This is a genomic window from Haloferax gibbonsii ATCC 33959 (assembly GCF_000336775.1).
In the GTDB taxonomy this organism is placed as follows: domain Archaea; phylum Halobacteriota; class Halobacteria; order Halobacteriales; family Haloferacaceae; genus Haloferax; species Haloferax gibbonsii.
On record NZ_AOLJ01000005.1, the window covers coordinates 1 to 24,865 of the forward strand.

22 protein-coding genes and 2 pseudogenes are annotated in these 24,865 nt (G+C 65.3%); 11 read left to right on the top strand and 13 right to left on the bottom strand.

The window, feature by feature from the left end; translation table 11 throughout:
- Positions 1–201: pseudogene (locus C454_RS01305) on the top strand (integrase core domain-containing protein); the annotation flags it as partial.
- Between the two features lie 14 nt (positions 202–215).
- Positions 216–299, top strand: a pseudogene (locus tag C454_RS21320) (IS6 family transposase); the annotation flags it as partial.
- Between the two features lie 422 nt (positions 300–721).
- On the opposite strand, the gene C454_RS01310 reads toward C454_RS21320, so the two are convergent.
- From C454_RS01310 to C454_RS01325, 5 genes are all read right to left on the bottom strand, one after another.
- Complete coding sequence (locus tag C454_RS01310) at positions 722–1,183, bottom strand: nucleoside deaminase (protein WP_275039246.1); 462 nt, start codon at positions 1,181–1,183, stop codon at positions 722–724.
- 60 nt (positions 1,184–1,243) lie between these two features.
- On the bottom strand, positions 1,244–1,387 hold the full coding sequence (locus C454_RS20225) for a rubrerythrin-like domain-containing protein (protein ID WP_004971811.1): 144 nt from the start codon (positions 1,385–1,387) through the stop codon (positions 1,244–1,246).
- 116 nt (positions 1,388–1,503) lie between these two features.
- Positions 1,504–4,368 carry a bacterio-opsin activator domain-containing protein gene (locus tag C454_RS01315; RefSeq protein WP_004971814.1) on the bottom strand — a complete coding sequence of 955 codons (2,865 nt, stop codon included), beginning with the start codon at positions 4,366–4,368 and terminating at the stop codon, positions 1,504–1,506.
- A 733-nt stretch (positions 4,369–5,101) separates the two neighbouring features.
- Complete coding sequence (locus C454_RS01320) at positions 5,102–6,667, bottom strand: PAS domain S-box protein (protein WP_004971817.1); 1,566 nt, start codon at positions 6,665–6,667, stop codon at positions 5,102–5,104.
- A gap of 89 nt (positions 6,668–6,756) precedes the next feature.
- Positions 6,757–7,323: a hypothetical protein gene (locus C454_RS01325; protein ID WP_004971818.1), complete on the bottom strand. Its 567-nt coding sequence runs from the start codon at positions 7,321–7,323 to the stop codon at positions 6,757–6,759.
- Positions 7,324–7,666: 343 nt separating this feature from the next.
- Here C454_RS01325 and C454_RS01330 point away from each other — a divergent pair, with 343 nt between their 5' ends.
- The 3 genes from C454_RS01330 to C454_RS01340 all read left to right on the top strand — a co-directional run bounded on the left by C454_RS01330 (position 7,667) and on the right by C454_RS01340 (position 9,879).
- Positions 7,667–8,851, top strand: coding sequence for a LolA family protein (locus tag C454_RS01330; protein ID WP_049904893.1), 1,185 nt, complete (start codon positions 7,667–7,669; stop codon positions 8,849–8,851).
- A gap of 343 nt (positions 8,852–9,194) precedes the next feature.
- Positions 9,195–9,566 (top strand): ArsR/SmtB family transcription factor, encoded by a 372-nt coding sequence (locus C454_RS01335; protein ID WP_004971823.1) that lies wholly within the window; start codon positions 9,195–9,197, stop codon positions 9,564–9,566.
- Position 9,567: 1 nt separating this feature from the next.
- Complete coding sequence (locus C454_RS01340; protein WP_004971825.1) at positions 9,568–9,879, top strand: DUF7521 family protein; 312 nt, start codon at positions 9,568–9,570, stop codon at positions 9,877–9,879.
- Between the two features lie 109 nt (positions 9,880–9,988).
- On the opposite strand, the gene C454_RS01345 is transcribed toward C454_RS01340, so the two are convergent.
- Entirely contained in the window at positions 9,989–11,416 is a 1,428-nt protein-coding gene (locus tag C454_RS01345) for a DUF6498-containing protein (protein WP_004971827.1), read from the bottom strand.
- Positions 11,417–11,489: 73 nt separating this feature from the next.
- A complete protein-coding gene (locus C454_RS01350; protein WP_004971829.1) occupies positions 11,490–11,837 on the bottom strand; it encodes a hypothetical protein in 348 nt (115 codons plus the stop codon).
- Between the two features lie 122 nt (positions 11,838–11,959).
- On the opposite strand from C454_RS01350, the gene C454_RS01355 reads away from it, so the two are divergent.
- On the top strand, positions 11,960–13,210 hold the full coding sequence (locus C454_RS01355) for a DUF6498-containing protein (RefSeq protein ID WP_239639866.1): 1,251 nt from the start codon (positions 11,960–11,962) through the stop codon (positions 13,208–13,210).
- Positions 13,211–13,226: 16 nt separating this feature from the next.
- Here C454_RS01355 and C454_RS01360 read toward each other — a convergent pair whose 3' ends face one another.
- The 6 genes from C454_RS01360 to C454_RS01385 form a co-directional block, all read right to left on the bottom strand.
- Positions 13,227–13,967: an ABC transporter ATP-binding protein gene (locus tag C454_RS01360; protein ID WP_004971833.1), complete on the bottom strand. Its 741-nt coding sequence runs from the start codon at positions 13,965–13,967 to the stop codon at positions 13,227–13,229.
- Positions 13,967–14,848, bottom strand: coding sequence for an ABC transporter permease (locus C454_RS01365; RefSeq protein WP_004971835.1), 882 nt, complete (start codon positions 14,846–14,848; stop codon positions 13,967–13,969). Before C454_RS01365 ends, C454_RS01360 begins: the two co-directional genes overlap by 1 nt.
- The gene (locus C454_RS01370) at positions 14,845–15,783 is read right to left on the bottom strand and encodes an ABC transporter permease (RefSeq protein WP_004971837.1); all 939 of its coding nucleotides are present in this window, start codon (positions 15,781–15,783) and stop codon (positions 14,845–14,847) included. The genes C454_RS01365 and C454_RS01370 overlap by 4 nt, the downstream gene beginning before the upstream one ends.
- 2 nt (positions 15,784–15,785) lie before the next feature.
- Positions 15,786–16,889, bottom strand: coding sequence for an extracellular solute-binding protein (locus C454_RS01375; protein ID WP_004971839.1), 1,104 nt, complete (start codon positions 16,887–16,889; stop codon positions 15,786–15,788).
- A 161-nt stretch (positions 16,890–17,050) separates the two neighbouring features.
- Positions 17,051–18,025, bottom strand: a complete 975-nt coding sequence (locus C454_RS01380; RefSeq protein WP_004971841.1) for a deoxyhypusine synthase — start codon at positions 18,023–18,025, stop codon at positions 17,051–17,053.
- 96 nt (positions 18,026–18,121) lie between these two features.
- Positions 18,122–18,565: a DoxX family protein gene (locus C454_RS01385; RefSeq protein WP_004971843.1), complete on the bottom strand. Its 444-nt coding sequence runs from the start codon at positions 18,563–18,565 to the stop codon at positions 18,122–18,124.
- A gap of 810 nt (positions 18,566–19,375) precedes the next feature.
- Here C454_RS01385 and C454_RS01390 point away from each other — a divergent pair.
- The 5 genes from C454_RS01390 (at position 19,376) to C454_RS01410 (ending at position 24,799) form a co-directional block, all read left to right on the top strand.
- Complete coding sequence (locus C454_RS01390) at positions 19,376–20,113, top strand: 2-phosphosulfolactate phosphatase (protein ID WP_049904895.1); 738 nt, start codon at positions 19,376–19,378, stop codon at positions 20,111–20,113.
- The gene (locus C454_RS01395; protein WP_004971846.1) at positions 20,106–20,903 is read left to right on the top strand and encodes a sugar phosphate isomerase/epimerase family protein; all 798 of its coding nucleotides are present in this window, start codon (positions 20,106–20,108) and stop codon (positions 20,901–20,903) included. The genes C454_RS01390 and C454_RS01395 overlap by 8 nt, the downstream gene beginning before the upstream one ends.
- A gap of 285 nt (positions 20,904–21,188) precedes the next feature.
- The gene (locus C454_RS01400; protein WP_239639867.1) at positions 21,189–21,998 is read left to right on the top strand and encodes a hypothetical protein; all 810 of its coding nucleotides are present in this window, start codon (positions 21,189–21,191) and stop codon (positions 21,996–21,998) included.
- A gap of 18 nt (positions 21,999–22,016) precedes the next feature.
- Positions 22,017–23,843, top strand: a complete 1,827-nt coding sequence (locus tag C454_RS01405; RefSeq protein WP_004971851.1) for an ABC transporter ATP-binding protein — start codon at positions 22,017–22,019, stop codon at positions 23,841–23,843.
- Entirely contained in the window at positions 23,840–24,799 is a 960-nt protein-coding gene (locus C454_RS01410) for an energy-coupling factor transporter transmembrane component T (protein WP_004971854.1), read from the top strand. Before C454_RS01405 ends, C454_RS01410 begins: the two co-directional genes overlap by 4 nt.
- Positions 24,800–24,865 lie beyond the last annotated feature (66 nt).

Here is a 24,865-nt window from a genome sequence, read left to right on the forward strand (position 1 = left end):
CGGCTTGACTACGTCGAGCGAAACCTCATCGAAACGTGGTTTCACACCCTCAAAGTGCGAGTCGACCGCTTCCATAATTCGTGGGTGGGCAGTCATGGGAGCGTCCGCGAGTGGTTTATACAATTTGCGCAATACTATAACTTCCACCGACCGCATCAATCGCTCGACGGACGAACGCCGGTTGAGGAGGTCACTAACTAGACAGTGCCNGGTTTATACAATTTGCGCAATACTATAACTTCCACCGACCGCATCAATCGCTCGACGGACGAACGCCGGTTGAGGAGGTCACTAACTAGACAGTGCCCCGTGGTCAATTATCTCAGAAAGAAATGATAGTATAGAAATTGGTATTTAGTTGGCGGCTCTCTTTTCACTCGTTACCTCCTGTTCTGTGGTCGAATATGACTTTTATCTGCGAAAACTTTGTATTCTCTTGTCTATCCCGTTTAGAAATTCTAAGATGAGTGGGAATGTATGGATTCACCCGGCGGTGTTCCTGAGAGACATCCACACTCCCGCCTTATACGCGGCTTAGGGCTGATATTGATAGAATCTGTATTAGCACGTTCCGCTCATCGACCGACAAAAATAAGTTAGTATCGAGGACATTCGATAGAACTTACTAATACCTGACAATTCTGGGTCACTGCAGTCGCGGCGTCCGCGCGTGGCTGTACCGACGTTCGGCCGCGGCCGGTCGGGGCCTCCGAACCGTCGGCTACCACTCGTACTCTCGGTGAACTCGGCGGGCCTCCTCGTTCAGTACCGGGCCGACTACCTCGGTGACGCCGTCGAGAATCGCCGCCGACCGGACGCCGGGACTCGACCCCGTGAACGCTCCGATTTCGTCGCCGCCGACGCCGTACACGACGCGCGCGAAGCCGGCGGTCGCCATCCCGCCGGCGCACATCGGGCAGGGCTCCGTGCTGGTGTACATCACCGTCTCCGCCCGCTCGTCGGGGTCGTACTCTCGGCACGCCCGATAGGCGAGCTGTAACTCGGGATGCCGACGAATGTCGGACTCCGTCACGATGCGGTTCGAGTCGCGCATGACGACCTCGTCGTCGCGGACGAGGACGGAGCCGAACGGTTCGTCGCCGCGGGCGGCGGCCTCGCGGGCGAGTTCGAAACTCTCGCGCATGTGCGCCTCGTGGTCGAAGTCGTCGAGGTGAGTCGTCACGTCGCCTACGGTCTCCACGCCGAGCGGCTTAAATCGAACGACGGCCGCGCCCTCGCGCGGTTACTCGATCGCCGTCCGCCGGTTGCGCATCGCCCCGCCACAGTCCGGACAGCGCAGCGGGTTGTGTTCGGTGAGGACGATACCGCCGCACTCGAAGCATTCGTACGTTCCTTCCTCGCCGGGGGTGGATTCGACATCTCTCATGGTTCGCGAGCGCCGGTCGTGTCCCGGACGCTCTGCCCATGCGTAATCGGCGTACAAGGGAATATGAAGCAGTTACATACCAAACCAGTCGAGGGAACACCGGCTAGATAACGAACCTACCCGGACCTTCCGGAGACGGACCCGGAGTGCTCGTCGAACAGCGTCGAGAACAGTTTCCGCTGGACGGTCCGGACGTGTTTGTAGAACGCCGGCGGTGAGATGCCGAGCGTCGCGGCGACGTCTTCGCCCGTGTTCTCCCTCGGCGATTCGAAGTAGCCGCTGTAGTAGGCCGTCTGAAGCACCTCGAGCTGTCGCTCTGTCAGCTTGTCGAGGAACCGCGAGAAGAGGTCGCGCTCGGTCGAGCGGTCGAGCGTCTGTTTGGTGCGGAGTTCGACGCCGGCGAACGCTTCGTCAACGAGGTGCGTGACGTTCCGAACGTCGATGCTCTCGGGGACGTCGACGACGAGCGTCGTCTCCTCGGGGGTCGCTCGCACCTCTCCGAGGACGGCACCGTGGTCCGCGAGCTCCGGTGCGAGAAACGGCTGCGTCAAGCGCAGGCGCAGGACGCCGGCGTCCCCGTCGGTGCTTATCCGTCGCACGTCGGCGACGGCGACCAGTTCGTCGGCCGCGGCCGCGACGGATTCGACCGCCCCGTCTTCGACGGTGACGAACACGTAGTTTCCTTCGGCGGACTGTTGGACCCCTCCGCGGTAGGTGAGCGTGCACCCCGTGTCGCGGGCGAGTCGCGAGAGGACGAACGTGGGGTCGTCGACGGCGAACCCGACGCGGGTGACGGCCGTGGTGAGCAGTGCGTTCTTTCGTTCGAGGGCGCTCAGCGCCGACGCGATGGTCTCGCCGAGCTCGGCCAAGACGGCGGTCGCCGTCTCGTCGAAGGCGTCGTGCGTCGTCGCGTACACCGTCAACACGCCGTGCGAGAGGTCGTTATAGACGAGCGGGATGCTGAGCACCGACAGGTAGTCTCGGGTGAGCGCGCCCTTCCGCCATGGTTCGTCCCGGAAACCGGACGCGACGTTGGGAACGGTGGTCACCTCTCCGGTCGCCGCCGTGCGTCCCGCCGGCTCGACCGACGACGCCGCGACTTCGAACGTAGTGCTGTCGAGATAGCCCCGCTCGTCGCCGGCCCACGCGCGGGGCTCGACGGTCTCGCCGATGGGGTCGACGGAGCCGACCCACGCGAACGCGAATCGGTCGGCGGCGGTCAGCAGCTCGCAGACGGTGTAGTCTATCTCCTCTCGCGTCTGGGCTCCGACGAGCGCTTGGTCGATTTCGCGGATGGTCTCGTTGATTCGGTTTAGCTCGGTGAGCCGGTCGTTCTGTCGCTGGAGCGTCCGGTCTTGTTCGCGGAGCCGGGATTCGCGCGTGACGCGGTCGAGCGCCGCCTCGGCGGTCACCGCGAGCAGGTCGGTCAGCTCCCGCGCCACCGCGTCGAAGGCTCCGACCTCGGTCGAGCCGGCGACGAACACGCCGTGGTCTCCGAGTGGGACGTACGCGACGCTCCGGAGGCCGGTCACGGAGTTCTCCAACCGGTCGGCCTCGTGCACGTCGTCGAAGTACAGCGGACTGTCCTCGACGAAACTGTGGCTCGGGAGCGTCTCCCCGTCCGCGGGCACTGTCGGGAGCGGGCCGTGGGCCTCCCGCATCGCCGGCGAGTACGCCGCCGGCCTGAGCGCGTTGGCGTCGGCGTCGAAGAGGTAGACGGCGCTGGCATCGAGCGCGAGCACGCCGGGCGTATCGTCGACGACGCGCTGGGCGATTTGTCGGTGAGTCCCCGTGTAGAGGAACTCGCGAGCCGTCTCGTGGAGCGTCGTCAGCGCGTCCTCGCGCTGCTTGCGCTTCGTGATATCGCGGCAACTGAAAAGCAGCGTCCCGTCCCGAATCGAGACCTCGCGGACGTTGACGAGGAGCGTGTGTTCGCGGCCGGCTTTGTCGGTCACCGTGCTCTCGATGTTTTTCAGGACGCCGCGCTCCGCGAGTTCGTCGCGGTCGAAGAGGTCCTCCCCCAGCAGTTCGTCGATGGGGACCCGTTCGCGCAACTCGTCTGCGGTGTAGCCGAAGATGAAGTGGACGTTCGGGCAGACGTAGGTGTAGGCCCCCGACTCGTCGGTGATGAGGACCGTATCGGTCATGTTGTTGAGCGTGACGCGGTGGAGTTCCTCGGAGCGGCGGAGGTCTCGTTCGAGGGACACCCGCGCTGTGATGTCGATACCCTCGACCACGACCGATGCGACCTCCCCGCGCTCGTCGGTCACGGGGCGGACCGATAGCTCGACGATGCGTCGCCTTCCGGCCTCCGACGGCTGTGGGACCACCGCGTTCCCGGCCGTCCCTTCGAGCGCGTCCTCGGTGAGCCGTCGCACGTCGTCGCTCGTCGGGTCGTCTCCTTTCGACCACCACGGGAGTGACCAGAAGGCCCCGCCGACGAGCGGGTCGACCGGCGCGTCGAGGAGTTCCCGCGCCGTCCGGTTCGCCCGAGTCAACGACCCCTCCCCGTCGAGCACCCACGTCGCCGTCCGTTCGTCGTCGAACGTCGCGTCGAACTGCCTGGCGCGTTCGCGCTCGCCGGCCGTCTGCCGCGCCGACCGGAGCGCCCGTCCGGTCCGCGCGAGGAGTGTTTCGACGTCCGGCGAGTCGGCGTCAAGCGCGACGTAGTCAGTCGCGCCCGCACCGAGGACCTCGCTAGCGAGGACGTCGCTCCCGCCGTCCGTGGCGACGACCACGGGAAGGGTCGCGACCGCCGAGCGAACGTCTGTGAGGAGGTCGACGGCGGTCGCGTCCGCGAGGTCGGCGTCGACAACGACGCAGTCGACCTCGTCCGCTTCGACTGCGCGGAGTGCCGCCGCCTTCGTCTCGGCTTTCAACACGGCGACGCCGGGTCGCGAATCGAGTCCCTCGGCGAACCGCGTCACCCAGTCGCTCTCGCCGACGACCAGCACGCTGCCAGAATCGGGGACACCGGCCATGGCTAGAGACCGAACCCCCGTTGACAAAGGCGTTCGCTATCTTACCATCGCAACTTTGGCTACTTTGGATAATTCAGATTTTCCAAGTTTGTCTGATTATGTGGGTGTGTTGAATATTTCGGATTCACCAGGGAATGTGGGTTCTTCCAACTACGCGGGTTGTTCGCGGTCGCGCTCTCATGTGCACCACGCGGAGTAGCCGGGTAGCTCAAACAATGTGCGTTTCTCCGACTACCCAACTAATCCAGATAATTTAGACTGCTCACACGTCGTCACCACCGCACGTTACCGGCCTCACGGAGATTCTACGCGAGATGCGGATTATTCAGATAACCACGAAAATCTAAGCGACCCGCACGACTCGGGTTCGGCGCATATGTGGATAACTGGAACTACGCGGGTAGCCACGATAACGACGATTCTTCGACTAACTGGAGTTCTCAGTACTGCGGTGACGGTGCTCTTCTGACCGCGCCTCTCCGTCGGATGCGAGTGAGACTGCCCGTCTTCGACCGCTCCGGGGCTCGAACCGGACACGGTGAATAATCCACCTAACCTGAATTCCTCGAAGTATGATGCCGTTCTGGGCCGTGCTTCTCGACGGCCATCTTCGCAGTACCGGCATTGTTAGAATACTGTGGGTATCCTGACGGATTTCCACTATCAGAAGAATTCGGATAATCCGAATTATCTGAACTATCTGGATAGTTCAATTAATATCTAATACGCCGAGTCAGTTCTCCGGCGCGGGGAGTCTGACTTCGACCGTCGACCCGCCCTCGGCGCGGTCAGAGATGGACACCTCGCCGTCGAACTGCGTGACGAACCAGTGGACGGTCCACAGCCCCATTCCGCTTCCGTGCGTCAGGGGCGTCTCTTTCCCGCGTTTCAGAATCTCCCGCTCGGTCTGCGGGATACCGGGACCGTTGTCCTCGACCGCGATTGCGACCCGCTCTCCCGAGAGGCGTCGCGACCAGACCGCGACGACGGGGCGGTCCCTGTCGTTGTGGACGATGGCGTTCTGTACGAGTTCGTCGAGCGCGAGGTACAGCGAGTGCGTGCTCGCGAGCACGGTCTGTTCGCTCGGTCCGATTCGAACCTCCGCCTCGGGGTGCTTCCGTTCGTACGTCCGTTTGAGGTCGGCGAAGACGTCGCCGACGCCGACCGGGTGTCTGTCCGTGCTCCCCTCCACGGCGTTCTCGAACTGCCGGGCTTTCTCGCCGGTCGACACGAGGCTGTCGGCGTTCTCGATGATTCGGTCCGTCTTCGAGACCATCGCCTCCGTCGAGAATCGGCTCGCCGCGGCGACCAGCGTGTCGAGCGTCCGCAGTTCCGAATCGATGCCCCTGCTCGTCTCGCTGAGTTTCGCCAGCGTCTCGTGCAACCGCTCGTAGTCGTCTTCGTCTATCGACGGGCTGTCGAGCGCCTCGAGGTCCCGTTTCAGCTCGCTCGCGTACCCGCTGACGACGTTGAGGTTGTTCCGAAGGTTGTGGCGAAGCACTCGGTTCAACACCATGAGCCGCTCTTCGCGTTCTTTCCTGTCCGAGATGTCGCGCACCGCGCCGCGGACGTTGGCGCCGCTGTCCGTCGGCTCACCGCGAACTTGCACCCATCGCGTTCGCCCGGTGGCCGTTACCACCCGCATTTCGACGTCGAAGGGCTCGCCGTCGACCCGCGCGTTCTCGATGGCCTCGTCGATGACAGCGCGGTCGTCCTCGTGAAAGAAGTCTCCGAGTCCGTCGAGCGTCACCTCCGCGTCGGGCGGGATGTCGACCAGCCGCTTGGTCCCGTCGGTCAGTCGCAGCTCGCCGGTCTCGTAGTCGACCTCCCATCCGCCGATGTCGGCCAGTTGTTCGGTGCGTTCGAGGCGGTCGCGGTTCCGCTCTAACTCCTGTCGGTACTCGTAGGTCTCGGTGACGTCTCGGACGATTTTCGTGAAGCCTCTGAGCTCCCCGTCGTCGTCGCTCAGCGCGCGGACGATTACGTGCGCGAGGATGCGCGACCCGTCCTTCCGGACCCGCCACCCCTGCTCCTCGTAGCTTCCCTCGGACTCGGCGATTGAGAGCACCGTCTCGGGGGACGCGCCGTCCCCGTCGGTGGGATAAAAGACAGACAGGTGACGACCGATAATCTCGTCTCGCTCGTAGCCCTTTATCCGTCTCGCACCCTCGTTCCACGTCGCCACGAACCCGTCCGCATCGAGGAGAAATATCGCGTATTCGGTCACCTCCTGAAAGAACTCTCGAAGAATGAGGTCGGACTCGATGTGTTCGAACAATTCGCTCCGCTCGCTTGACATTACTGGTTGAGTACCATCCACATGCTCATAAACTGCTCGGCGATTCGGGCGGCGAACGGACTAGAGCGCGTCGCTGCTCGGGCGGTGAATCATCCGTCAACGAACCGACCGACGAGCGTCGTCTCGGCGACGAACGCCAGATAGCCAGCAAGCGCGAGCGTCACAAGTCCAACCGCGAGCGACAGCGAGAGCGCCGACACCAGTAGCAAGACGAGGTACTCGCGCGCTCGGTCGCTTTCAGTTCGGGCGTAGCCGGCGGCGGCACCGACGCACGCGGCCGCGACGATTCCGGCTCCGCCATTGAGACTGTAGTTCGTCTGCGTCGCCAGAAGATACCACGAGTAGACGACGAAGCCGAACACCCCGGCCAGCACGCCGGTACAGCCGCCCGCGGCCCCGCCGACGAGTCTGTTTCGTCGCTTTCGGTACCACCCAGCGTCGGCGCGGTAGGCGAGGAGCGACGCGCCCGCGAAGACCGAAAGCGCCGTGAGCGTCGGGAGGACGAAGTACGGGACCGTAGACAGACGCTCGTCGAGGACCAACTGAAACACAGCGGTCGGGACGATAGCCAGCGCCCAGCCGACGAACAGCGCCCCGACGAAAACGACCCGCTTGCGGTGTGCCGACGCCGACGCGGTCGCGCGTCCGCTCGTCACCCAGCGATAGTCGCCGAAGCCGCCGACGAGGAGGCCGAGCGTGTCGAGGACGAACGCTTGGACGAGTCCTCACTGGAGGGGCGCAGAGCCACGCCCGCCTTCGGGTTGCGGAGCTATAGTAGCGTTTGCAAGTCAATCCACACTCAATCGCACGCTGTCGTGCGATTGGATGTGTAACCAGCTGCAAACGCTACTATAGTGGAGGGCGACATGGCCCGGTCATCTCAGCCGCGAAGGGAGTAGCTATGGGTCCGGTCGGGTTTCGACCGCCCCCGTCGTCCAGAAGTATTTAGCCGTCGGCCCCCCGACACGCAGTCGAACTCCCTGTCAGAGTGCTCCCAGTATGACTCGCCCTCCACTCCGACCCAACCGACGTACACTCGCCGTGTTCGTGCTCGTCGCCGTCGCGCTCCCCGCGGTCCTCTGGACGACGGGCGGCGCGATAGGCGACGCGAGCCCCTCGGTCGACGCGAACGTAACCGAGCGCTACCGCGCAGTCGACGCGCTCGCCGGAACGCAGACGGTCGAGATTCGAACCGATGGAACGGTCACGTCTCGCACCGTCGCCGACGTGACGCTCGTCCCGGAGACGGAGCGGAAGCGCGTTCACTTTCGGAACGCGGCGAACCGACAGTACGACCGGCAGGTCTCGAACGGCTCGACGCTCTGGCTTCACGACACTGACCGGGACACCGTGACCGCCATCGAGCTGACGGGCCCGCCGACCGAGTCGCGGACGGCCGAGCGACTCCAACTCCTCGTCGCGGCCGCGGGGCTGACCGACGACGCCGGTCGCCCGCAGTCTATCGGCGTGTCGCCGCTGCCCGTCGTGCCGCGACATGCCGGTGCCGCCCCGCGGGCCGACGCGAATCACAGCTACGTCGTCGAATTCGTCGAGACCGACACCGTCGACGGGCGCGAAGCGTACGTCATCGATATCGCGCCCGACACGAATCGAAGCGAGGCGGGCTACCACCAGCGGCTGTGGCTCGACGCCGAGCGGTTCTACCCGCTTCGCAAACAGACGGCGTGGACGGCAGACGGGTCCCGACGCTCTGTGACGACCACGTACACGAACGTCACGTTCGATGCGGCTGTGTCGGCGGACGCGTTCCGGCCGGAAATCGGTGCGAACACGACCGTCGAGCGACCGAACACGCCGAACACGGAGTGGTTCCGGAGCAGGGCCGACCTGGAAGCGCGGAGTTCGGTTTCGGTCCCCGAGCCGACGGTCCCGCCCGCGTTCGAACTGGTCTACGCCACGCGGACCACCGGCCGCATCGACGGGGTCGGACTCCGTTACGCCGCCGGCGGCCGCGAACTCACGGTCGCGAAGTTCAACTACACGCTGGATATCGACGCCGACGAGCGCGACGCGACGGTGGACGGCCGGCCGGCGACTATCGACTACGGACCGACCACCTCGGTGTCGTGGAACTGCGACGGCTACGGCTACACCGTTCGCGGGACCGGCGTCGAGACGGACCGCCTCGTCGAAGTCGGTCGCTCGGTCGGCTGTCCCGCCTGAAACCGCGCGAGTTTCTGGGTCAGAAACTGGCCCCCTTTTTATATTATCTCCCGGCGCATCGGTTGAACTGCGATGGGCCCCGCCGAACCAACACCGTACTGCCCTCCCGAGCAGTACCGTTCTGTGCCCTCTGACAGCACCCCGGCACCCATCGCGGTCATCGCTGACGCGACAGCCCCTCCACAGCATCGCCGTACTGCCCCGCAGTATCCCCGCGCTAACCCGCAGCCCCACCGTGCTATCCCGACAGCCCCATCGTACACCCGTCCCGAATCGGTCGCCGCGACCAACAGGGGTGGAAACCCGTGGGCCTATTAGTCCGACGAGCAGTCATTCGACCACCGTGAGTGAGGAACCGGCGCTGGGTGATATTCTCGACCTCCTCAGCGACGAGTACGCCCGGGACATCCTCGCAGCGACGAGTATCAAACCAATGTCCGCACAAGAGCTTGCCGACGAGTGTGAGATGTCCAAACCGACGGTCTACCGTCGGGTGGAACGATTACAAGCGTACGGACTCCTCGACGAGCAGACCGAGATTCGAACCAGTAACAACCACTACAGCGTCTACGCCGCCACGCTCTCCGAGTTCTCCGTCGAATTAGACGACGGCTCGTTCGAGGCGTCGCTGACGCGCACCGGCGACGAGTCGTTCCCCGGCGAGGGGGAGGCCGACACCGCAGACCGGTTCAAACGGATGTGGGAGGACCTCTGAGATGACGTCGCTATCCGCGGTCCTCGACTGGCTCATCGTCTCGCTCGCTCTCGGGTCGACGCTCGTCGGGAGCTACGTCGGCTATCAGGCCTATCGCGGCTACCGCCGCCACGACAGCCGGACGATGCGGGCGCTCTCCGCAGGTCTGTTCCTCCTCACGGCCGTCGCGTTCGGCGTCGCCTTCGTCGGGTCGGTGCTCCTGCGCGAGGGCTACATCGGCCTCCAGTACCAACAGCCGCTCACGCTCGTCACGCGGCTGTTTCAGTTCTGTGGCGTCGTGCTCATCGCCTACTCGTTACATTCGCGAGGGTAGTCCGTCCCCGGGTCGTCTCGGGTGGCCTCGTCGGGACTCTACTCGTTCACTCACGCGCCTGTTTTTCCTCACTTTTCGTTCGCTCACAAACCGCTCTGGTCGTCCCGCCTCACGAGTGCGCGAGCTTCCAGAACCCCTTGGGGACGATGGCGAAAACCGGGAACAGGAACAGCGCGAGCAGCCAACTCGTGGAGGGCCCGAGCGGAGTGAAAACCACGGTGACGACGCCGACCGCGGTGAGGACGACCGAAGCGATGGCGGCCCCGACGAACCGGCGGTCGAGCGGCAGGAGGTCGGTTGAGCCGACCGGGAGGTCGAACGAGTCGACGAACGCCTCGGCGTCCGCGACAGGTCCGAGCGTGTGTTCCGTCTCGTCGTCGCCCCAGCCGACCGTCGCCGCGATGGTCCGCGTTCCGAGGTAGCGGTCGGTGGGCCGAGTCGCCACGACTTCGGCGTCGCGCAGGTCGCCGACCGCCGCCGCCCACTGCGACTCGTTCGTCAGGCGGTCGTGAACGACGAGGCGGTCGCCGAAACGTCGGTAGGTCAGCCACCCGCTCGCGAGCACGCTCTCGACGATGTCGCCGACGAGCATGAACGCGAGGAGGGCGAGCGCAAAGAGACCGAACCCGACCCAGACCGCGAGCGAGGACTCCTCGACGACGAACGCGGTCCCGCCGATCCAGACCATCGCGGCCATGGTGACGTAGAACGGTCCCGTCGTGGTGGCTGCGCGCCAGACCGCGGCCGCGACCACCGCGCGACGGTCCGCGTCGATTGCGACCGAGGGTCGGCCGTCGGGAACGTCGATTTCGCCGCGGGTCGCGTCGCCGTCGGGCCCGGAAAGCCAACTCGTCAGCCGGCCGCCGCCGCCCTGCTCTGCGCGGAAGCCGGACCACTCGAAGAGCAGTTTCACGAACACGAACCCCGCGAGCGCGACCGTCGCGCCGCCGAGGATGACGACGAACAGGAAACACGCGAGAAACATCGCTTGCCGGGCGGGAATCTCGACGAGGGCGTACGGCGAGCGCTCGGCGTATCGGTCGCGCCGGAGGAACTCGGCGGCGGTCTCGCCGACCTGCCCGACGACGAGCGCGGCGACGCTGACGACCGCCTCCGGCCGGGCGAGCACGTCGAGCACCGAGACGACCTCCGAGAGCGGCGCGAGGAGGAAGACGCCGACCCACGCGCCGCCGCCGACGACGGCGGTCGCAAACGGGACGTTTCGCGGGTACACCGGTGGGAGTCGGTCGTGAACGGTGACGCTTCCGCGCTTGTCGACGAGGTCGTTGTCGGACAGGCTGAAGACGCCGTCCTCGCGGGACGAGGTCGGCGGCCGGCCGGCGAACAGCGCCTTCACGCCCGAAAGCGGGAACAAAAACAGCAGTTCGAGGACGTAGACCGCGAGGAGCGTCCCCGGGTTCCAGCCGAACCACAGCACGCCGGCGAGCGGGAGGAGGTTCGCCGAGAGCACCGGGAGGAACCCGATGCCGGCGGGGAGAGACGAAGTCGGGACGTCGCCGTACCGTGGAGGGGCCATCGGAGTGGTCGTTTCGCTCATCCGGTCATATATCTGATGAAACCCGCTCTCGAAGCGTCTCGGCGGCACGCGACTACTCGGGGAGCGACTCGTAGTCGGCGACCGCGAGCGCCTGTCCGAAGAACATCAGTCCGATTCCGGTGATGCCGGCGGGGACCGAGAGAGAGAGTAGCAGCGAGAAACTGAGTGCGCCGATGCCGCCCCCGAGCGCACCCCGCTTTCGGTCGCTCCAGCGGTTGTCTCCGAAGCGGAAGAGTCGCACCCACCCGTCGCGGTGGCGGAGGACGAGCGCGGTCGTCGCCGCGTACAGCGGAGCGATTGCCACGGGAAGCAATCCCGGCGCGTCGGCGGCCGAGACGGCCACACCGGCGACGACGAGACCGACGACGAGGGAGGCGAGGTATCGAATGGAGGGACGCATACGTTCTATATAATTTGTTGACAGCATCAACCTTGTTTACCGGTCGCGGGAAGTCGGCTCCAACCGCCCGACGTGAGCCAGACCACCTAACTATCTCGAGTCGGAACGCCTCGCCGTCTGCAATGCAGTTCACCCCCAGGGAGAAGCGGCGGGCGAAGGTGGCGGTGTTGATGGCGGTCAACGCCGTCCCGCTCGTCGGCGTGCTCGCGCTCGACTGGTCGCTCGTGGCGCTGTTGGCGGTCTACTGGGTCGAACTCGGCGCGTGTCTCGTCGGTGCCGCGGTGAAGGCGCTGTTCGCGGAGGGCAAACCGACCTACGACGCGAACGGCTTTTCGTGGCTCGTGTTCGGTGCCCTGTCGGAAAAGCGCGGGCGCGTCGGACTGCCCGTCCTGCCGCTGTCGATTCAGGTCGCGAACCTCCCGGCCATCCTGATGGCCCTCGCCATCGGAAGCGTGGGTTGGGCCCTCTTCGGTGCAATCGGGGTCGGCGGCGTCGGCGAGACAACGGGCGCGACGCTCACCGACGCCGAGTCGGTCTCCGTCGGGTTGGGCGTGCTCGCCGTCGTCGTCGGCCGGGCCGTGGACGTGGGCCGCTACCTCCTCGGCGGGACCCACGCGTCGGTCCCGCCACAGCAACCGCTTCAGTCGGCGCTCGTGTCGATGGCGGGAACCGGCTCGGCGCTCCTCATCGGCGGGGGATTCGTCATCGCGGGTGCCCCGCCGCCGTTCGTGCTGGCGTTCGTCCTCGCGGTGAAACTGCTCGCCGATATCGTCGACGTCTACCGCGACCGACTGGAAGCGTACGACGAGCGCACGTCGGTCGAACTCGGACTCGCTCCCGACGTCCCCGAGTGGGAGCGAATCGAGAGCTCGCGGGACGGCTCAGACATCGTCCGACCGAAGCCGTCGGCGGTCGTCGTTGGCGGGGTCGTCCGCGGGCTTCGCTCCCCGCTTTCGGTCCTGCTGGTGGCCGGATTGACGCTGGTCGGCCTGCTCAGCACCGCGACGACAGACGGCGTCGCGGTCGAACTGTTCGGGGGAGCCATGGTAGTCGCCGGGGTGTTCACCGCGCTGGGCGTCTTCGACCGGTCGTTTCGGTATCTGGCGATGGAGTACCGCATCGCCAGCGAAGAAACCGGGGATGGGAAACTCGTCGGCTACGACCGACTGCTCGGGCCGCAATGGCGACTCTCCCGCGAGTCCCGCGCCGAGATGGAGCGCGCTCGGACTGTCACCGACCGACTGTTCGGAACCGAGACGCTCCGGGTGGAATGCGATGGCAGGGTATACCGACTTCCCCACCTCCCGCTGGACGCCGCCGAAACCAGTGGCCGGTCGGCGGCGGCCGCGAGGGGGGCGACGACGGGCGCGTAAATCGGCTGCGGGCGAATCACCACCTAACGAACGGGAGGTCAGGCGCGTCGAGCGCGACGAACTCCGAGACGAACTCGTTCGCCGGCGACTCGTATATCTCTCGGGGCGTGCCGACCTGCTCGACGCGACCCTCGTTCAGCACGGCGACGCGGTCGCACATCACCATCGCCTCCTCCTGGTCGTGGGTGACGTAGAGGCCGGTGACGTCCAACTCCGCCAGTAGCGCGCCGATTTCCGTCCGCAGGCGCGCCTTCAGTTGGGCGTCGAGCCCCGTCATCGGCTCGTCCAACAGGAGGACGTTCGGCTCGATGGCGAGCGCGCGCGCCAGCCCGACGCGCTGTTGTTGGCCGCCCGAGAGGGTCGTCGGGTCGCGGTCGCCCATCTCGCCGATATCGAGCATTTCGAGCAACTCTCGGGCCCGCGTCCGTCGCTCGCGCTTTCCGACGCCCCGCATCTTCAGCCCGAACGCGACGTTCTCGGCGACGGTCATGTTGTCGAACAGGGCGTACTCCTGGAAGACCAACCCGACGTTGCGGTTCTCCGGGGGAACGTTCGTCACGTCCTCGTCGTCGAACCTGACCGTCCCGTCGGTCGGCGTCTCGAAGCCGGCGACGGTCCGGAGCGTCGTCGTCTTCCCGCACCCCGAGGGGCCGAGCACGCCCAGAATCTCGCCGTCCGAGACGGTGAGCGAAACGCCGTCCAGCGCCGTCGTGTCGTCGTAGTCTTTCCGAACCGCGTCTAGTGTCACGTCTGCCATTAGCTACCTCTGGTGTCGAATCCGCGGCGACCGACCCGCTGTAGGAGGAGGGTGACCGCGACGATGATGAAAAAGAACATCGACACGGCGGCCGCCGCCTTGGTGAACGAGCTGTTCGAGATGTGTCGCTGCAAGAAGAGCGCCAGCGGCTGGGTGCCTTTCGCCCAGACGATGTACGAGAAGTTGAACTCCGCGGCCGCGAGCGCCCAACAGATGATGGCCCCCGAGACGATGCCCGAGCGGGCGTTCGGCACGATGACCGTCAGGAACGCCCGCGGCCACGACGCGCCCAGCGAGCGAGCCGATTCCTCCAGTTGCCGCAGCGGCATCGACTCGAACTCGCTTTGGACTGCCATCACCATGAACGGTGCTTTCAATAGCGAGTAGCCGACGATGAGCCCGAAGCTCGTCGCCGAGAGGTCCGGGTACGCTCGAAGGAACGCGACGCCCAAGATGACGCCCGGAACGAGCGGGAGCACGGAGACGGCGTTGACCCACTCTTTGCCCGGGAACTCGTAGCGGGAGACCGCGTACGCGATGGGAACGCCGACGACGAGGTTGATGAGGACGCCGCCGAGCGCCAGCCCGATGCTGAACGCCAACTCCGCCGGGACCAACACCGAAAGCGTCTCGCCGCCGAGCGGGAGGCTGAACAGGGGGCTCCATCCCATGCTGCGCTGTGAGCCGATCGTGTCCGCGAGCCCCAGCACCGCCCGCCAGTTCTCGAAGGTGACGAACCCCGATGGGAGGACACCGGTCCAACTCGTAGCGAACGAGGCGACGACCGTGAGGACGATGGGTGCGATGAGGAACGCGACCGTCGCGAACAAGGTCAGCGTCACGACAGACCGCCCGAACCGACGCGAGAGGGACGGCGTCATATGCCGACCTCCGCGCTGGTGTACCGAAGTCCGAGAACGGTGAACAGGAAGGTGAACGCGAAGTAGACGGTCGCCATCGCGCCGGCGACCTGCACGTCGTAGCCGACGCCGAGTTCCCGCGAGAGCTGGAGCGTCCAGACGACGAGCGTCTGGATGACGACGAGCGTCCCGAAAATCGCCAGTCCCGTCCGGAACGTGAGAATCAGCGCGCCGGTGATGCCCGGTCGAATCTGCGGGAGCGTGACGTGCCGGAACGTCTCGAACGGCGTCGCGCCGAGCGCCTGTGCGGCCTCCTCGGCGGCCGAGTCGACCTCGGCGTACGTCCCGCGGAGGATGAGCGTCGCGCGCGGCACCATCGAGTACACGAAGGCGACGAACAGCCCCGGGACGCTGACCGCAAAGGCGAGGTCGGTGGGGCGGCTCCCGGTGAGGGCGGCCGCGACCGCGGTGACGACGCCGTTGTTCCCGAACAGCACCAGAATCATGAACGCGGCGACGATGCCGGGGAGGCTGATGGGGAACGAGACGAGCGTGACGAGGAGGTCCTCGCCGGGGAGGTCGTACTTCTCGAGGGCGTGCGCGATGGGGACGGCGAGCCCGACCGAGACGAGCGTCGTCCCGGTGGTCAGCCACAGGGAGTTGAACGCTACCCGGCGGTAGTAGGGGTCCCCGAACAGCGTCGCGTAGGCGTCGAGCGAGAACCCGACCGACTCGTACTGGGCCGTCGAGACGCTGATGCGAACGACCTCGGAGAGGGGATACAGACCCGCGACGAGCAACAGCACCGAAAACGGCGCGCACAGCGCGACGATGCGGCGGTACTCGCGCTCTCGCTCGGTGACGGGGTTCGCGACGGTTTCGAACGCGCCGACCACCCGCGCCGTGAGCGCCCGGAGCGTCGAGAGCGGACTGTTCTCGGCGTGTCGGTCGGACATCCTCAGATGTTCGCGCCGCGCGTTATCTCTCGGATGATGTCCTCCTGCCGGTCGACCAACTGACCGTAGTCGACTTGGAACTCCGTCCGGTCGTACTCGGCAGGGTCGATGAACTCGTCGGGAAGCTCCAGCTCCGAGGAGCGAATCGGCCTGACGTAGGCGTCGAGGAACTGCTGTTGGCCCTCCAGCGAGAGGACGTAGTCCATGAACAGCTTGCCCGCCGCCGGATTCGGCGCGCCCTCCAAGAGCGCGTAGCCGTACGGCATGTTGAGCGCGCCCTTATTGCCGTTTTCGCCGCCCAAGAGCGCGACGCCGACGTTCTCCTCTGCGACCTCGTCGTTGTTGTACTTGAGGTCAAGGCCGGAGTAGTCGTACCGGACGAACGTCGCGTACTCCCCGCGGGAGAACTGCGCGAGGAAGTTGTCGGTGAACTCCGCGCCGCCCTCCTGAATCCGCTCGTAGTAGTCGATGACGGGCTGAAGGTCGTCCATGCTGCCGCCGCGGGCGTTGTTGATGGAGAGCGCCGCCGCGAGCCCGACCGCCGCCTGCGGGGTCTGGAGCGCCAGGTCCTGCATGATTTCGGGCTGGAGCAGGTCCTCCCACGTGGTCGGCTCGTCGAGGCCGCGTTCCTCGTAGATGTCCTTCCGGTAGGTCACGGCCGTCGTCACCCGGCGGGTCGCCGTGACGTGCCCGTCGTCGGTCTTGAGCGAGTCCGGCACTCTGTCCCATCCCTGCGGCTTGTACGCCTGCGTGAAGCCCTCGTTCCGGGCGACGATGCCGTAGGTGTAGCCGCCGTTGTACCCGGAGTGAGTCATGTTGTTCGAGTGCGAGCGCATGTGCTGGAGCGCCTCGCCCGACGAGCGGTCGTCGTCGTGGACCGCCACGCCGTAGGAATCCTCGAACGACTGCATCAGCGACGGCCAGTTCATCCACCCGGACTGCACGCAGTAGAAGTACAGCGTATCGGGGAACGCGGTGGCCTCGATGTTCGTCTGGAAGTCCTGATACCCGACCTCGTACGTCTCCGCGTCGCCGCCGCCGGAGCCAGTCGAAGCGGCGTCACGTTCGGAATTACTCGTCGTCAGACAGCCGGCGAGACCCGCCAACGCCGCGGCAGAACCCCCGATGAAATTTCTCCTGGTTGATACCATCACTCGGGCAACACGACCGGCCGCTAAAGGAAATTGCTATGAGTCTAACGTAGCCGTTTCGACGGCTGAGACTCCAACATAGTGCTACAAAGGGAACAATAGGATACGGAGTCCCGCTAGTTCTTGAACGCGCCGGCGACGAGAAGCGGGAAGACGAGCGTCGCCTCGGCTTCGATTTGCGTGTAGTTCGTGTCGTGGTCCTTGATTTTCCCCCACGACACGGCCTCGTTCGGGGGCGCGCCCGACAGCGAGCCGTCGCCCTCCATCCCCGTCGAGATGTAGACGACGTAGTCCGCGCCGCCGCGGAAGAGGTTCGTCATGATGGCGTGGTGCTTGGGGACGCCCCCGCCGACGGCGATGAGACCGGTTTCGTCGGCGAGTAGCCCGTTCTGGATGAGCGAGTCGTAGTCGTCGAGAATCTCGATGCCGACGTCCTTGTCGTAGCCCTGTCGGTAGTAGTACAGGAAGTTGCCCACCTCGGCGTCGGTGAGCGCCGGGCAGTAGACCGGCACGTCGTTGTCGGCCGCCTGCTTCAACACCGAGTGCTCGTCGTCGAGCGTCTCGCCCAGCTCGCGGGCGAACGCCGTCGGCGTCCGCACCTTCTCTTCGGCGAAGAAGTCCTCGAAGAAGTCATAGAGGTACTGTTCGAGCCAGACGTACCGGTCGGAGGGGACGTAGATGTTGCCGAGGCGGTTGATGCCGCGCTCGCGGAGTTCGCCCTCGTCGGCGTCCCACGAGCCCATCTTGAACGGTTTCGCGGTCTTGATGACGTCCTCGGTCAGCGAGCCGGAGGTGGTGATGAGCACGTCGACGAAGCCCTCGCGGACGAGGTAGGCGACGGCCTCGCGCAGCCCCGACGAGATGATGTTCGAGGTGAACGTCAGGTAGACGGTCGCGTCCGCCTCCTGCATCTCCTCGGCGATGTCGATGGCTTCGGCGAGCTGCGTCGCCTGAAAGCCGGTCGTCGCGTACGCGTCGAGGAACTCGTCGAAGTCGAACGCGCCGTCGAAGTCGTAGCCCCGAACGTCGGCCGAATCGATGGCCTCGTCGCTTCCGGGGACGACGTGGTCGTGAGTGTCGTCTTCGGTCATCGGCTACGGCTCGCACCGGCGCGCTTGAATCAGTTCCGTTCGGTTCCGAAAACAGCCGGACTGCGTGGGGGTGGACACCAATCCGCTCGGCGACGGTCACCAGTTCGACGACGAGTCGACACCGCCGTCGGACTCCGGGCGAGTGTACCACCACGCCCACGCGACGAGCACGCCCTGAAGCGGCAGTCGGAGCCACAGCGCGGCGTCGGAGGGCTCCCGAAGTGCCGCCGGAACACCTTCGAGGACGATGTCGCTCGTCGCCATGTAGACGTTCGCGGGGAAGACCGCGACCAGTAGCGCGATGAGTCCCCACGCGGCGATGCGTTGGGTGCGGCGGAAGACGACGCCGACGCCGAGGGCGATTTCGGCGACGCCCGAGATGTACACGAGCGCGAGCGCCGCCGGGAAGACCGGCGGGACGACCTGCGCGTACGCGTTCGGCACGACGAAGTGCATCACTCCCGCGAGGACGTAGAGCGCGCCCATCACGTAGCGGAGCGGCGTCTTGAATCGGCGGAGTCGTTCGGCGGCGAGAGCCATTTCGAATCGACGTTGGACCGGCGGTCAAAGACGCTGTCGGCGTCGGCGACCCGGCGTCGATACCGAACCGGAGACCGAAACCGCAGCTTTCGAAAATCAATAGTCGTATAGTAATAATATATGAAATATGAAATATTTCCACTAAAATTGAAGACTGCCGTTGTGAGATTGCGACCCCACTCGAACGTTCTTTCCGACCCGCCGTGACGGACGCGAGACGTTCGTAATCGAACTCGTCCCATTCGTCGTATCCGGTCTTTTCAGCAGTTTCACACGTTTAACCAAGAGAATGTGTGTAACGCTCGCCCCGAAAAACCGCGCTACCGGGTGCGATTAACCTACCGACGACGCTTGCACTTGAAAACGGATTCTTGAGCCGTAGTTAAGCCGTTTTCCGCGGATACTGTCGAGCGAGCCGAACTCGCAGTCGTGGTGCGAGAACGCAGTCGAAGCGGCTCGGGTATCCCGCGAGCGACGGCGCGGTCGGTGCCTGATTTCGAGAGAGAACTCGGTGGTAGATATATAATATTTCATACTTATTTTAGTATAACTTCCTGACTATTCTCTCGTCGAAGGCGATAGTCGAGCGCCCGATAGCCATTGAGCCGAACACGTTTCTACAGATGAATCGAGACGAGTGTCTCGGGGCTTGATCCCGAGGTGGTTCACACGACCGGACGACGCGGTACGCGCGAGTGACGAGTCGTACCGCCGGGGACCTGCCGGCGGGCGAAGATAACTACGGACAGTACGGTTCGATATATATCGCTACTAGCAATTGACTTGTAGGTGTTGTAGAGAACGTGGGCTATGTCCGCAGATGGACGACAGACAGCGGTGTTCGCAGAGACATTGATAGAGGGCTGTGAGAACATCCCGGCAGAACCGGCTCCGGGCGACTACGTCGTGGTCGACGTGACCCACTTCTCGGCGACCGTGGCGGAACTGCTCGCGCTCGGTGCGGAGTACGTCCACGTGACCGACGAGCGCGGCGACGAACCGGCGTATCGGGAGGACCACCCCGAGTGTCTCATCGGCGGCGGCAAGACCGACGACTACGAGCCGAACCCCGGCTACGACTTCTTCAACTCGCCGAGCTACGTCCAGCGACTGGACCTCGCCGGGCGGCCGACCGCGATGACTTCCACGAACGGCGGGCGGGCGGTCTCGACGCTCCGCGAGCGCGGGGGTCCCGGTGTCGAGGTGTTCGTCGGCGGCTACACGAACGCCGCGGCGGTCGCGGACCTCTTGGAAGACCGCGGGCGACCGATAACGATCGTCGCCAGCGGGTCGAGCGGTCAGCCGACGCCCGACGACACGCTCGGCGCGGCGCTCATCGACGACTACCTCCACGGCGACGGCCTCACCGACCGCGACCGCGAGCGGTACGCGCGCCTCCTCGTGACGGCGAAAGGGCCGCGATACGAACAGAAACACGAGATTCGGCGGCGCGACCTCCACGAGTTCGAGACGGCCATCGACTCTCGCTCGGTCGTACCCGTCCTCCGCGGCGACCGCCTCGTTCCCGCGAGCCAAGTCGATGTCTGAGGCGACGCCCGTCCAGCGACCGCGGTTCGGCGCGTCGATGGACATCCGCTACGCGGCCGACGTCGCGTCGTTCGCCGAGTTCCTCCGCGGGTTCGACCTGAACCACGTCGAACTCCGCGCGGGCTATCTGGACGTTCGGGCGGACGAGCGAGACGCCGAGCGCCTGCGCGCGGTCGCAGACGAACTCGACGTGAGCTACACGGTCCACGGCCCGCACCTCGACGTCGCGCCCGGTAACGTCAACGAGCACCTTCGAGAGGCCGCGGTCGCGGCGACCGAAGAGGCAATCGAACTCGCCGCGGCAATCGACGCCGGCGGCGTCATCGTCCACGGGGGCTCGGTTCGGACTCGGTACCCCGAACACGTCCGCGAACACACCCGCGCGCAGGCGGTCCAGACGCTCCGCGAGTGCGCCGAGTTCGCCGCCGAGGCGGGCGTTCCGGTCTGTCTCGAAAACCAGCGCGACAAACCGGGAACGCGTCGGCACACGGCGACGCCGGACCGCCTCGCCTCGTTTCTCGATGACGTCGGCGTCGACGACGAGTTCCTGAAACTGACTCTCGACGTGGGGCACGCGAAGGCGACGGGCGTCGATTACCGGCGGTTCGTCGACCGGTTCGGCGACCGCATCCACGTCGCGCACCTCCACGACAACGACGGCACCGAGGACGCACACGAGCCGCTTCCGTCCTTCCGGTCGGTGGCCGCGGACATCGACGCCCCGTACAACGTCTTGGAGATGAAGTCCCGCGCGGACGTCGAGCGCTGCGTGGGCGCGACCGACGCCTGACGGTCGGCGTCGCCGCCACTCGGTTCTTTTTCGACGCGAACAGACACAGCCACTTCGATAGCATCCGAACCGGCCTGCGAGCGCAGGGAACGAAGGGAGTCCGGCCGAACGACATACTGACGAGGTTGCTATGTACTGCCACCGATAACTCTACAGAGTACAGTCGGATATACAGTCGTACGTCGTACTCATACCAAGCGTTAAACAGGTTGCTTAACCACCACCACCCGGATGGTGACAACGTCCAACAACTCGAGTAGTGCGTTCAGTTTCGACCATAGGGACATGATGGCGTTCATCCTCGTCATGTCGCTACACGGTCTGCAGAGCATGATTACGGAACTTCTCCCGGAGTTCTCGATAGGCGGGTTAGGCCTCTCTATCGGACCGTTCTGGTTCGTTGCGATGTCGGTCGTCCTTCTGTTCCGCTCGTTTTGGGCCTGTCTCGCGATTCCGGTCGGCGGCATCGTCTTCGGAGAGATTCTCATCGGTGACTTCAGCGCGCTCGGAGCGGTCGAGGGGCTAATCGTCGTCACGCTGTCGTGGTTCTTCGTGATGTCGCTCATCACGGACCCGAAAGACGTCAAGCAGATCGCGGCGCTGGGCTTCCTCGCGAAGGCGATGGAAGAGACCGCGGCGTGGTTCATCGACGTCGGGAAGTTCTACATCGGCGTCGAAGAGCTCGAAGCGATTTCGTGGCTCCCCGAGACCGTGTGGGCCACCGAAGGAATCGGTGCCCTGCTTCAGATTATCATCGCCGGCGTCGTCTTCGGGGCGATTCCGACCCTGTTCCTCTACCCGCGGCTCCGCGGGAAGATCGAACCGTTACTCGGCATGAGTCCCGTCGAGGGGCGCGACGGCCCGATGTTCACGCGCACGTCCCTGAAGCGACTGATAGCGTGGGTGGCGCTGATACCCGTCGCGTTCGCGTTCGAGACGCTGAGCGAGACCAGCGGCGGGCTCATCACGTTCACGCCGGAGTTCGTCGAAACGTACGGCCAAGCGTTCCTGTTCGTGCCGATCGCCATCGCGGCGGTCATCTCGTTCGGGCTCGTCGCCTACCGCCAGCGCAAGGTCGACGGCCTGCAGGACTGAACCCATTCTTTGTTTTTTATGAGCAGCAACAACATCGTCGTGGAGAACCTGACGTTTCGGTACCCCGGCGGCGACGAGGCGGTATTGCGCGACGCGAGCGTGACCATCGAGCCGGGCGAGTTCACGGCCGTCGTCGGTGGCAACGGCAGCGGCAAGACGACCCTGTGTAAGACGTTCAACGGCCTCATCCCGCACTTCTTCGAGGGGACGTTCGACGGGGGCGTCACCGTCGCCGGCACCGACACCCGCGAGTCGGACGTCGCCGAGCTTTCGAAGACCGTCGGCTACGTCTTCCAGGACTTCGAGAACCAGCTCGTTCAGGAGACCGTCCGGGGCGACGTGGAGTTCGCACCGCTCAACTACGGCCTCGACGACTACGCCGAACGGGCGACCCGCGCCCTCGAAACCCTCGGTCTCGACCACCTCGCGGACCGATTCATCTGGGAGTTGAGCGGCGGCCAACAACACCTCGTCGCGCTCGCGGGGGTGCTCGCGATGGACCCCGAGTTCATCTTCGTCGACGAGCCCGCCGCGCAGCTCGACCCCCGAAACGCCCGCGAGACGTACGAACAGCTCCGACGACTCAACGAGGAGCGGGACAAGACGATAATCGTCATCGAACACCACTCCGAGTTCATCGCCGACTACTGCGACGAGATGGTGCTCGTCTCCGACGGCGGAGTCGCCTGGAAAGAGCCGGTCGAAGTCGGGCTCAACAGGCTCGACGACCTGCTCGCCCACGACATCCACCCGCCGCAGGTCACGCAGATTGCCGACGGGCTCCCGACCGAGGTGGGAACCCTGCCCAGCGGTCGGTATCCCGTGACCGTCGACGAGGCGGCAACGGCGTTTCAGCCCGCGGCGACGCGCGGCTCTCGGGCCGCCGTCGACGGCGGCGCGGTGGCAACAGGTGCAGACGCCGCCGGGCTGACCGAGCGCGAGCGGGACGGGGACGCGGTAGTGACGATGCGGGACGTCGGTCACGGCTACCCGACGCTTCGCGAGGGGTACAATCGCGTGCTCGACGGCCTGGACCTCGAACTGTACGAGGGCGACCGGGTCGCACTGGTCGGTGCCAACGGGTCCGGGAAGTCGACGCTGTTGCGGTTGATTACGGGGTTAGAGTCCCCGGACCAGGGGGCGGTGACGGTCCTCGGCCGCGATACGAGCGAGACGCTTCCCGAGCAGTTGGCCGACGACACCGTCTACATCCACCAGAACCCCGAGGAGATGTTCGTCGAGGACACCGTCCGCAAGGACGTCGCCTACTACCTCGAGAACCGCGACGCCCCGAACGCGGACGAACGCGTCGACGAGATTCTCGCGTATCTGGACCTCGAACACCTCGCCGACCGCGACGGTCGACTGATGAGCCTCGGCCAGCAGCGCCGCGCGTCGCTGGGCATCGGACTCGCGACCGACCCGACGGTCGTCCTCTTGGACGAGCCCACGGGCAGTCTCGACCTCCAGAGCCGCCGCGAAGTGACCGGAATGCTCCGAAAGGCCGAGAGCCGCGTCGAGACCGTCGTCGTCGCCTCGCACGACCTGCAACTGGTCGCGGCGTGGGCCAACCGCGTCCTCGTCATGGGCGAGGGCGAGGTGCTCGCGGACGCGCCGCCGGCGGCCGTGTTCTCCGACCCGGACCTCCTCGCGGAGACCGATTTGCGACAGCCGCAGGTGGTCGAACTGAGCCGGCGACTCGGGCTGGAATCCCCCGCGCTCAGCACCGACGCGATGTGCGAGACGCTGGCTCGTTCGTTCGAGGACGACGCGTTCGCCGACGGCGGTGTCGCCGATGTCGGAGACGTCGGGGGCGACGTTGAGTCGAACGGAGGGTCGCGATGAAGTACGTCGACGCGCTCACCGACATCTCGGTCGCCGACATCAAGGTCGATTTGATGCGGACGGCCTACGACAACGAGGACGCGCTGTTGAACAGCTTCGACCCGCGAGTCGTCCTGCTGTGGACCGTGCTGTTCATGATTATCCCGTGGCTGTTCTACGACACGCTTCCGCTGGCCATCCTGCTCGCGGCGGCCTTCGCGCTCGCCGCGCTCTCGCAGGTCAGCAAGTACCTGCTCGCGTTGCTCCTGTTCGGCCAAGTCACCAACGTCGGCTTTTTCGTGGTGTTGGTCCCGCTCATCGGCGGGACGGTTCGAGCGGTCGGTCACTTGGGCGAGAACGCCGGTCGGGTCGTCGCGGGCGTCATGGCGGGCGACGCGAGCGTGTTCGCCGAAACCGGAAGCATCGTCGCGGCCGCGGTCGGCCGGGGTATCCATACCGCCACGACCAGCCAGGAAGTCGGCATCGACGCCGTCGGGGCGCTCGTCCCGTTCTTCCTCAAGCTCACGATTATCTCGGTCATCAGCCTCGCCGTCTTCTCGGCGATGAGCCCGCAGAAACTCAGCAAGGGGATGTTGCGCTTGGGCGTCCCCCGACAGCTCACGTTCGCAATCGCGTACGGCTACCGGATGATGCCGCTTCTCGTCGAGGAGTATCACGCGCTCATCAACTCCTTCCGCCTCCGGAGTAAGGTACCCGAAAAACAGGGGCTGTTCAGGTGGCGCTACTTCTACTACCTGCTGACGCTCTCCGTCAAGGCGTTCTACCCGCTGATTTTCAACGTGGCGAAGCGCGCGCGGGTCACCGTGGAGGCGATGGAGACGAAGGGGTTCTCGCGCTCGCTGGGCGACGAACGGAGTCAGGCCCTCCGGACCGAGGGCATGATGGTTCGGACGCGAGACGTCACCTTCGTCTTCGGGTCGCTGCTGTTCGTCGCCGCGGTCTGGGTGTTTACCTGACCGACGCCCGGCGACCCCGGACTATGTTCGACTCTGTACGGCTCCGTACGACTACCGGACACAGGG

Coding starts and splice junctions, on each gene's coding strand:
- C454_RS01350 (WP_004971829.1), bottom strand. CDS start 11,837: ATGCGTCCCTCCATTCGATACCTCGCCTCCCTCGTCGTCGGTCTCGTC.
- C454_RS01395 (WP_004971846.1), top strand. CDS start 20,106: ATGTCTGAGGCGACGCCCGTCCAGCGACCGCGGTTCGGCGCGTCGATG.
- C454_RS01320 (WP_004971817.1), bottom strand. CDS start 6,667: ATGTCAAGCGAGCGGAGCGAATTGTTCGAACACATCGAGTCCGACCTC.
- C454_RS01340 (WP_004971825.1), top strand. CDS start 9,568: ATGACGTCGCTATCCGCGGTCCTCGACTGGCTCATCGTCTCGCTCGCT.
- C454_RS01370 (WP_004971837.1), bottom strand. CDS start 15,783: ATGTCCGACCGACACGCCGAGAACAGTCCGCTCTCGACGCTCCGGGCG.
- C454_RS01385 (WP_004971843.1), bottom strand. CDS start 18,565: ATGGCTCTCGCCGCCGAACGACTCCGCCGATTCAAGACGCCGCTCCGC.
- C454_RS01360 (WP_004971833.1), bottom strand. CDS start 13,967: ATGGCAGACGTGACACTAGACGCGGTTCGGAAAGACTACGACGACACG.
- C454_RS01315 (WP_004971814.1), bottom strand. CDS start 4,368: ATGGCCGGTGTCCCCGATTCTGGCAGCGTGCTGGTCGTCGGCGAGAGC.
- C454_RS01345 (WP_004971827.1), bottom strand. CDS start 11,416: ATGGCCCCTCCACGGTACGGCGACGTCCCGACTTCGTCTCTCCCCGCC.
- C454_RS01330 (WP_049904893.1), top strand. CDS start 7,667: ATGACTCGCCCTCCACTCCGACCCAACCGACGTACACTCGCCGTGTTC.
- C454_RS01365 (WP_004971835.1), bottom strand. CDS start 14,848: ATGACGCCGTCCCTCTCGCGTCGGTTCGGGCGGTCTGTCGTGACGCTG.
- C454_RS20225 (WP_004971811.1), bottom strand. CDS start 1,387: ATGAGAGATGTCGAATCCACCCCCGGCGAGGAAGGAACGTACGAATGC.
- C454_RS01400 (WP_239639867.1), top strand. CDS start 21,189: ATGATGGCGTTCATCCTCGTCATGTCGCTACACGGTCTGCAGAGCATG.
- C454_RS01410 (WP_004971854.1), top strand. CDS start 23,840: ATGAAGTACGTCGACGCGCTCACCGACATCTCGGTCGCCGACATCAAG.
- C454_RS01355 (WP_239639866.1), top strand. CDS start 11,960: ATGCAGTTCACCCCCAGGGAGAAGCGGCGGGCGAAGGTGGCGGTGTTG.
- C454_RS01405 (WP_004971851.1), top strand. CDS start 22,017: ATGAGCAGCAACAACATCGTCGTGGAGAACCTGACGTTTCGGTACCCC.
- C454_RS01390 (WP_049904895.1), top strand. CDS start 19,376: ATGTCCGCAGATGGACGACAGACAGCGGTGTTCGCAGAGACATTGATA.
- C454_RS01380 (WP_004971841.1), bottom strand. CDS start 18,025: ATGACCGAAGACGACACTCACGACCACGTCGTCCCCGGAAGCGACGAG.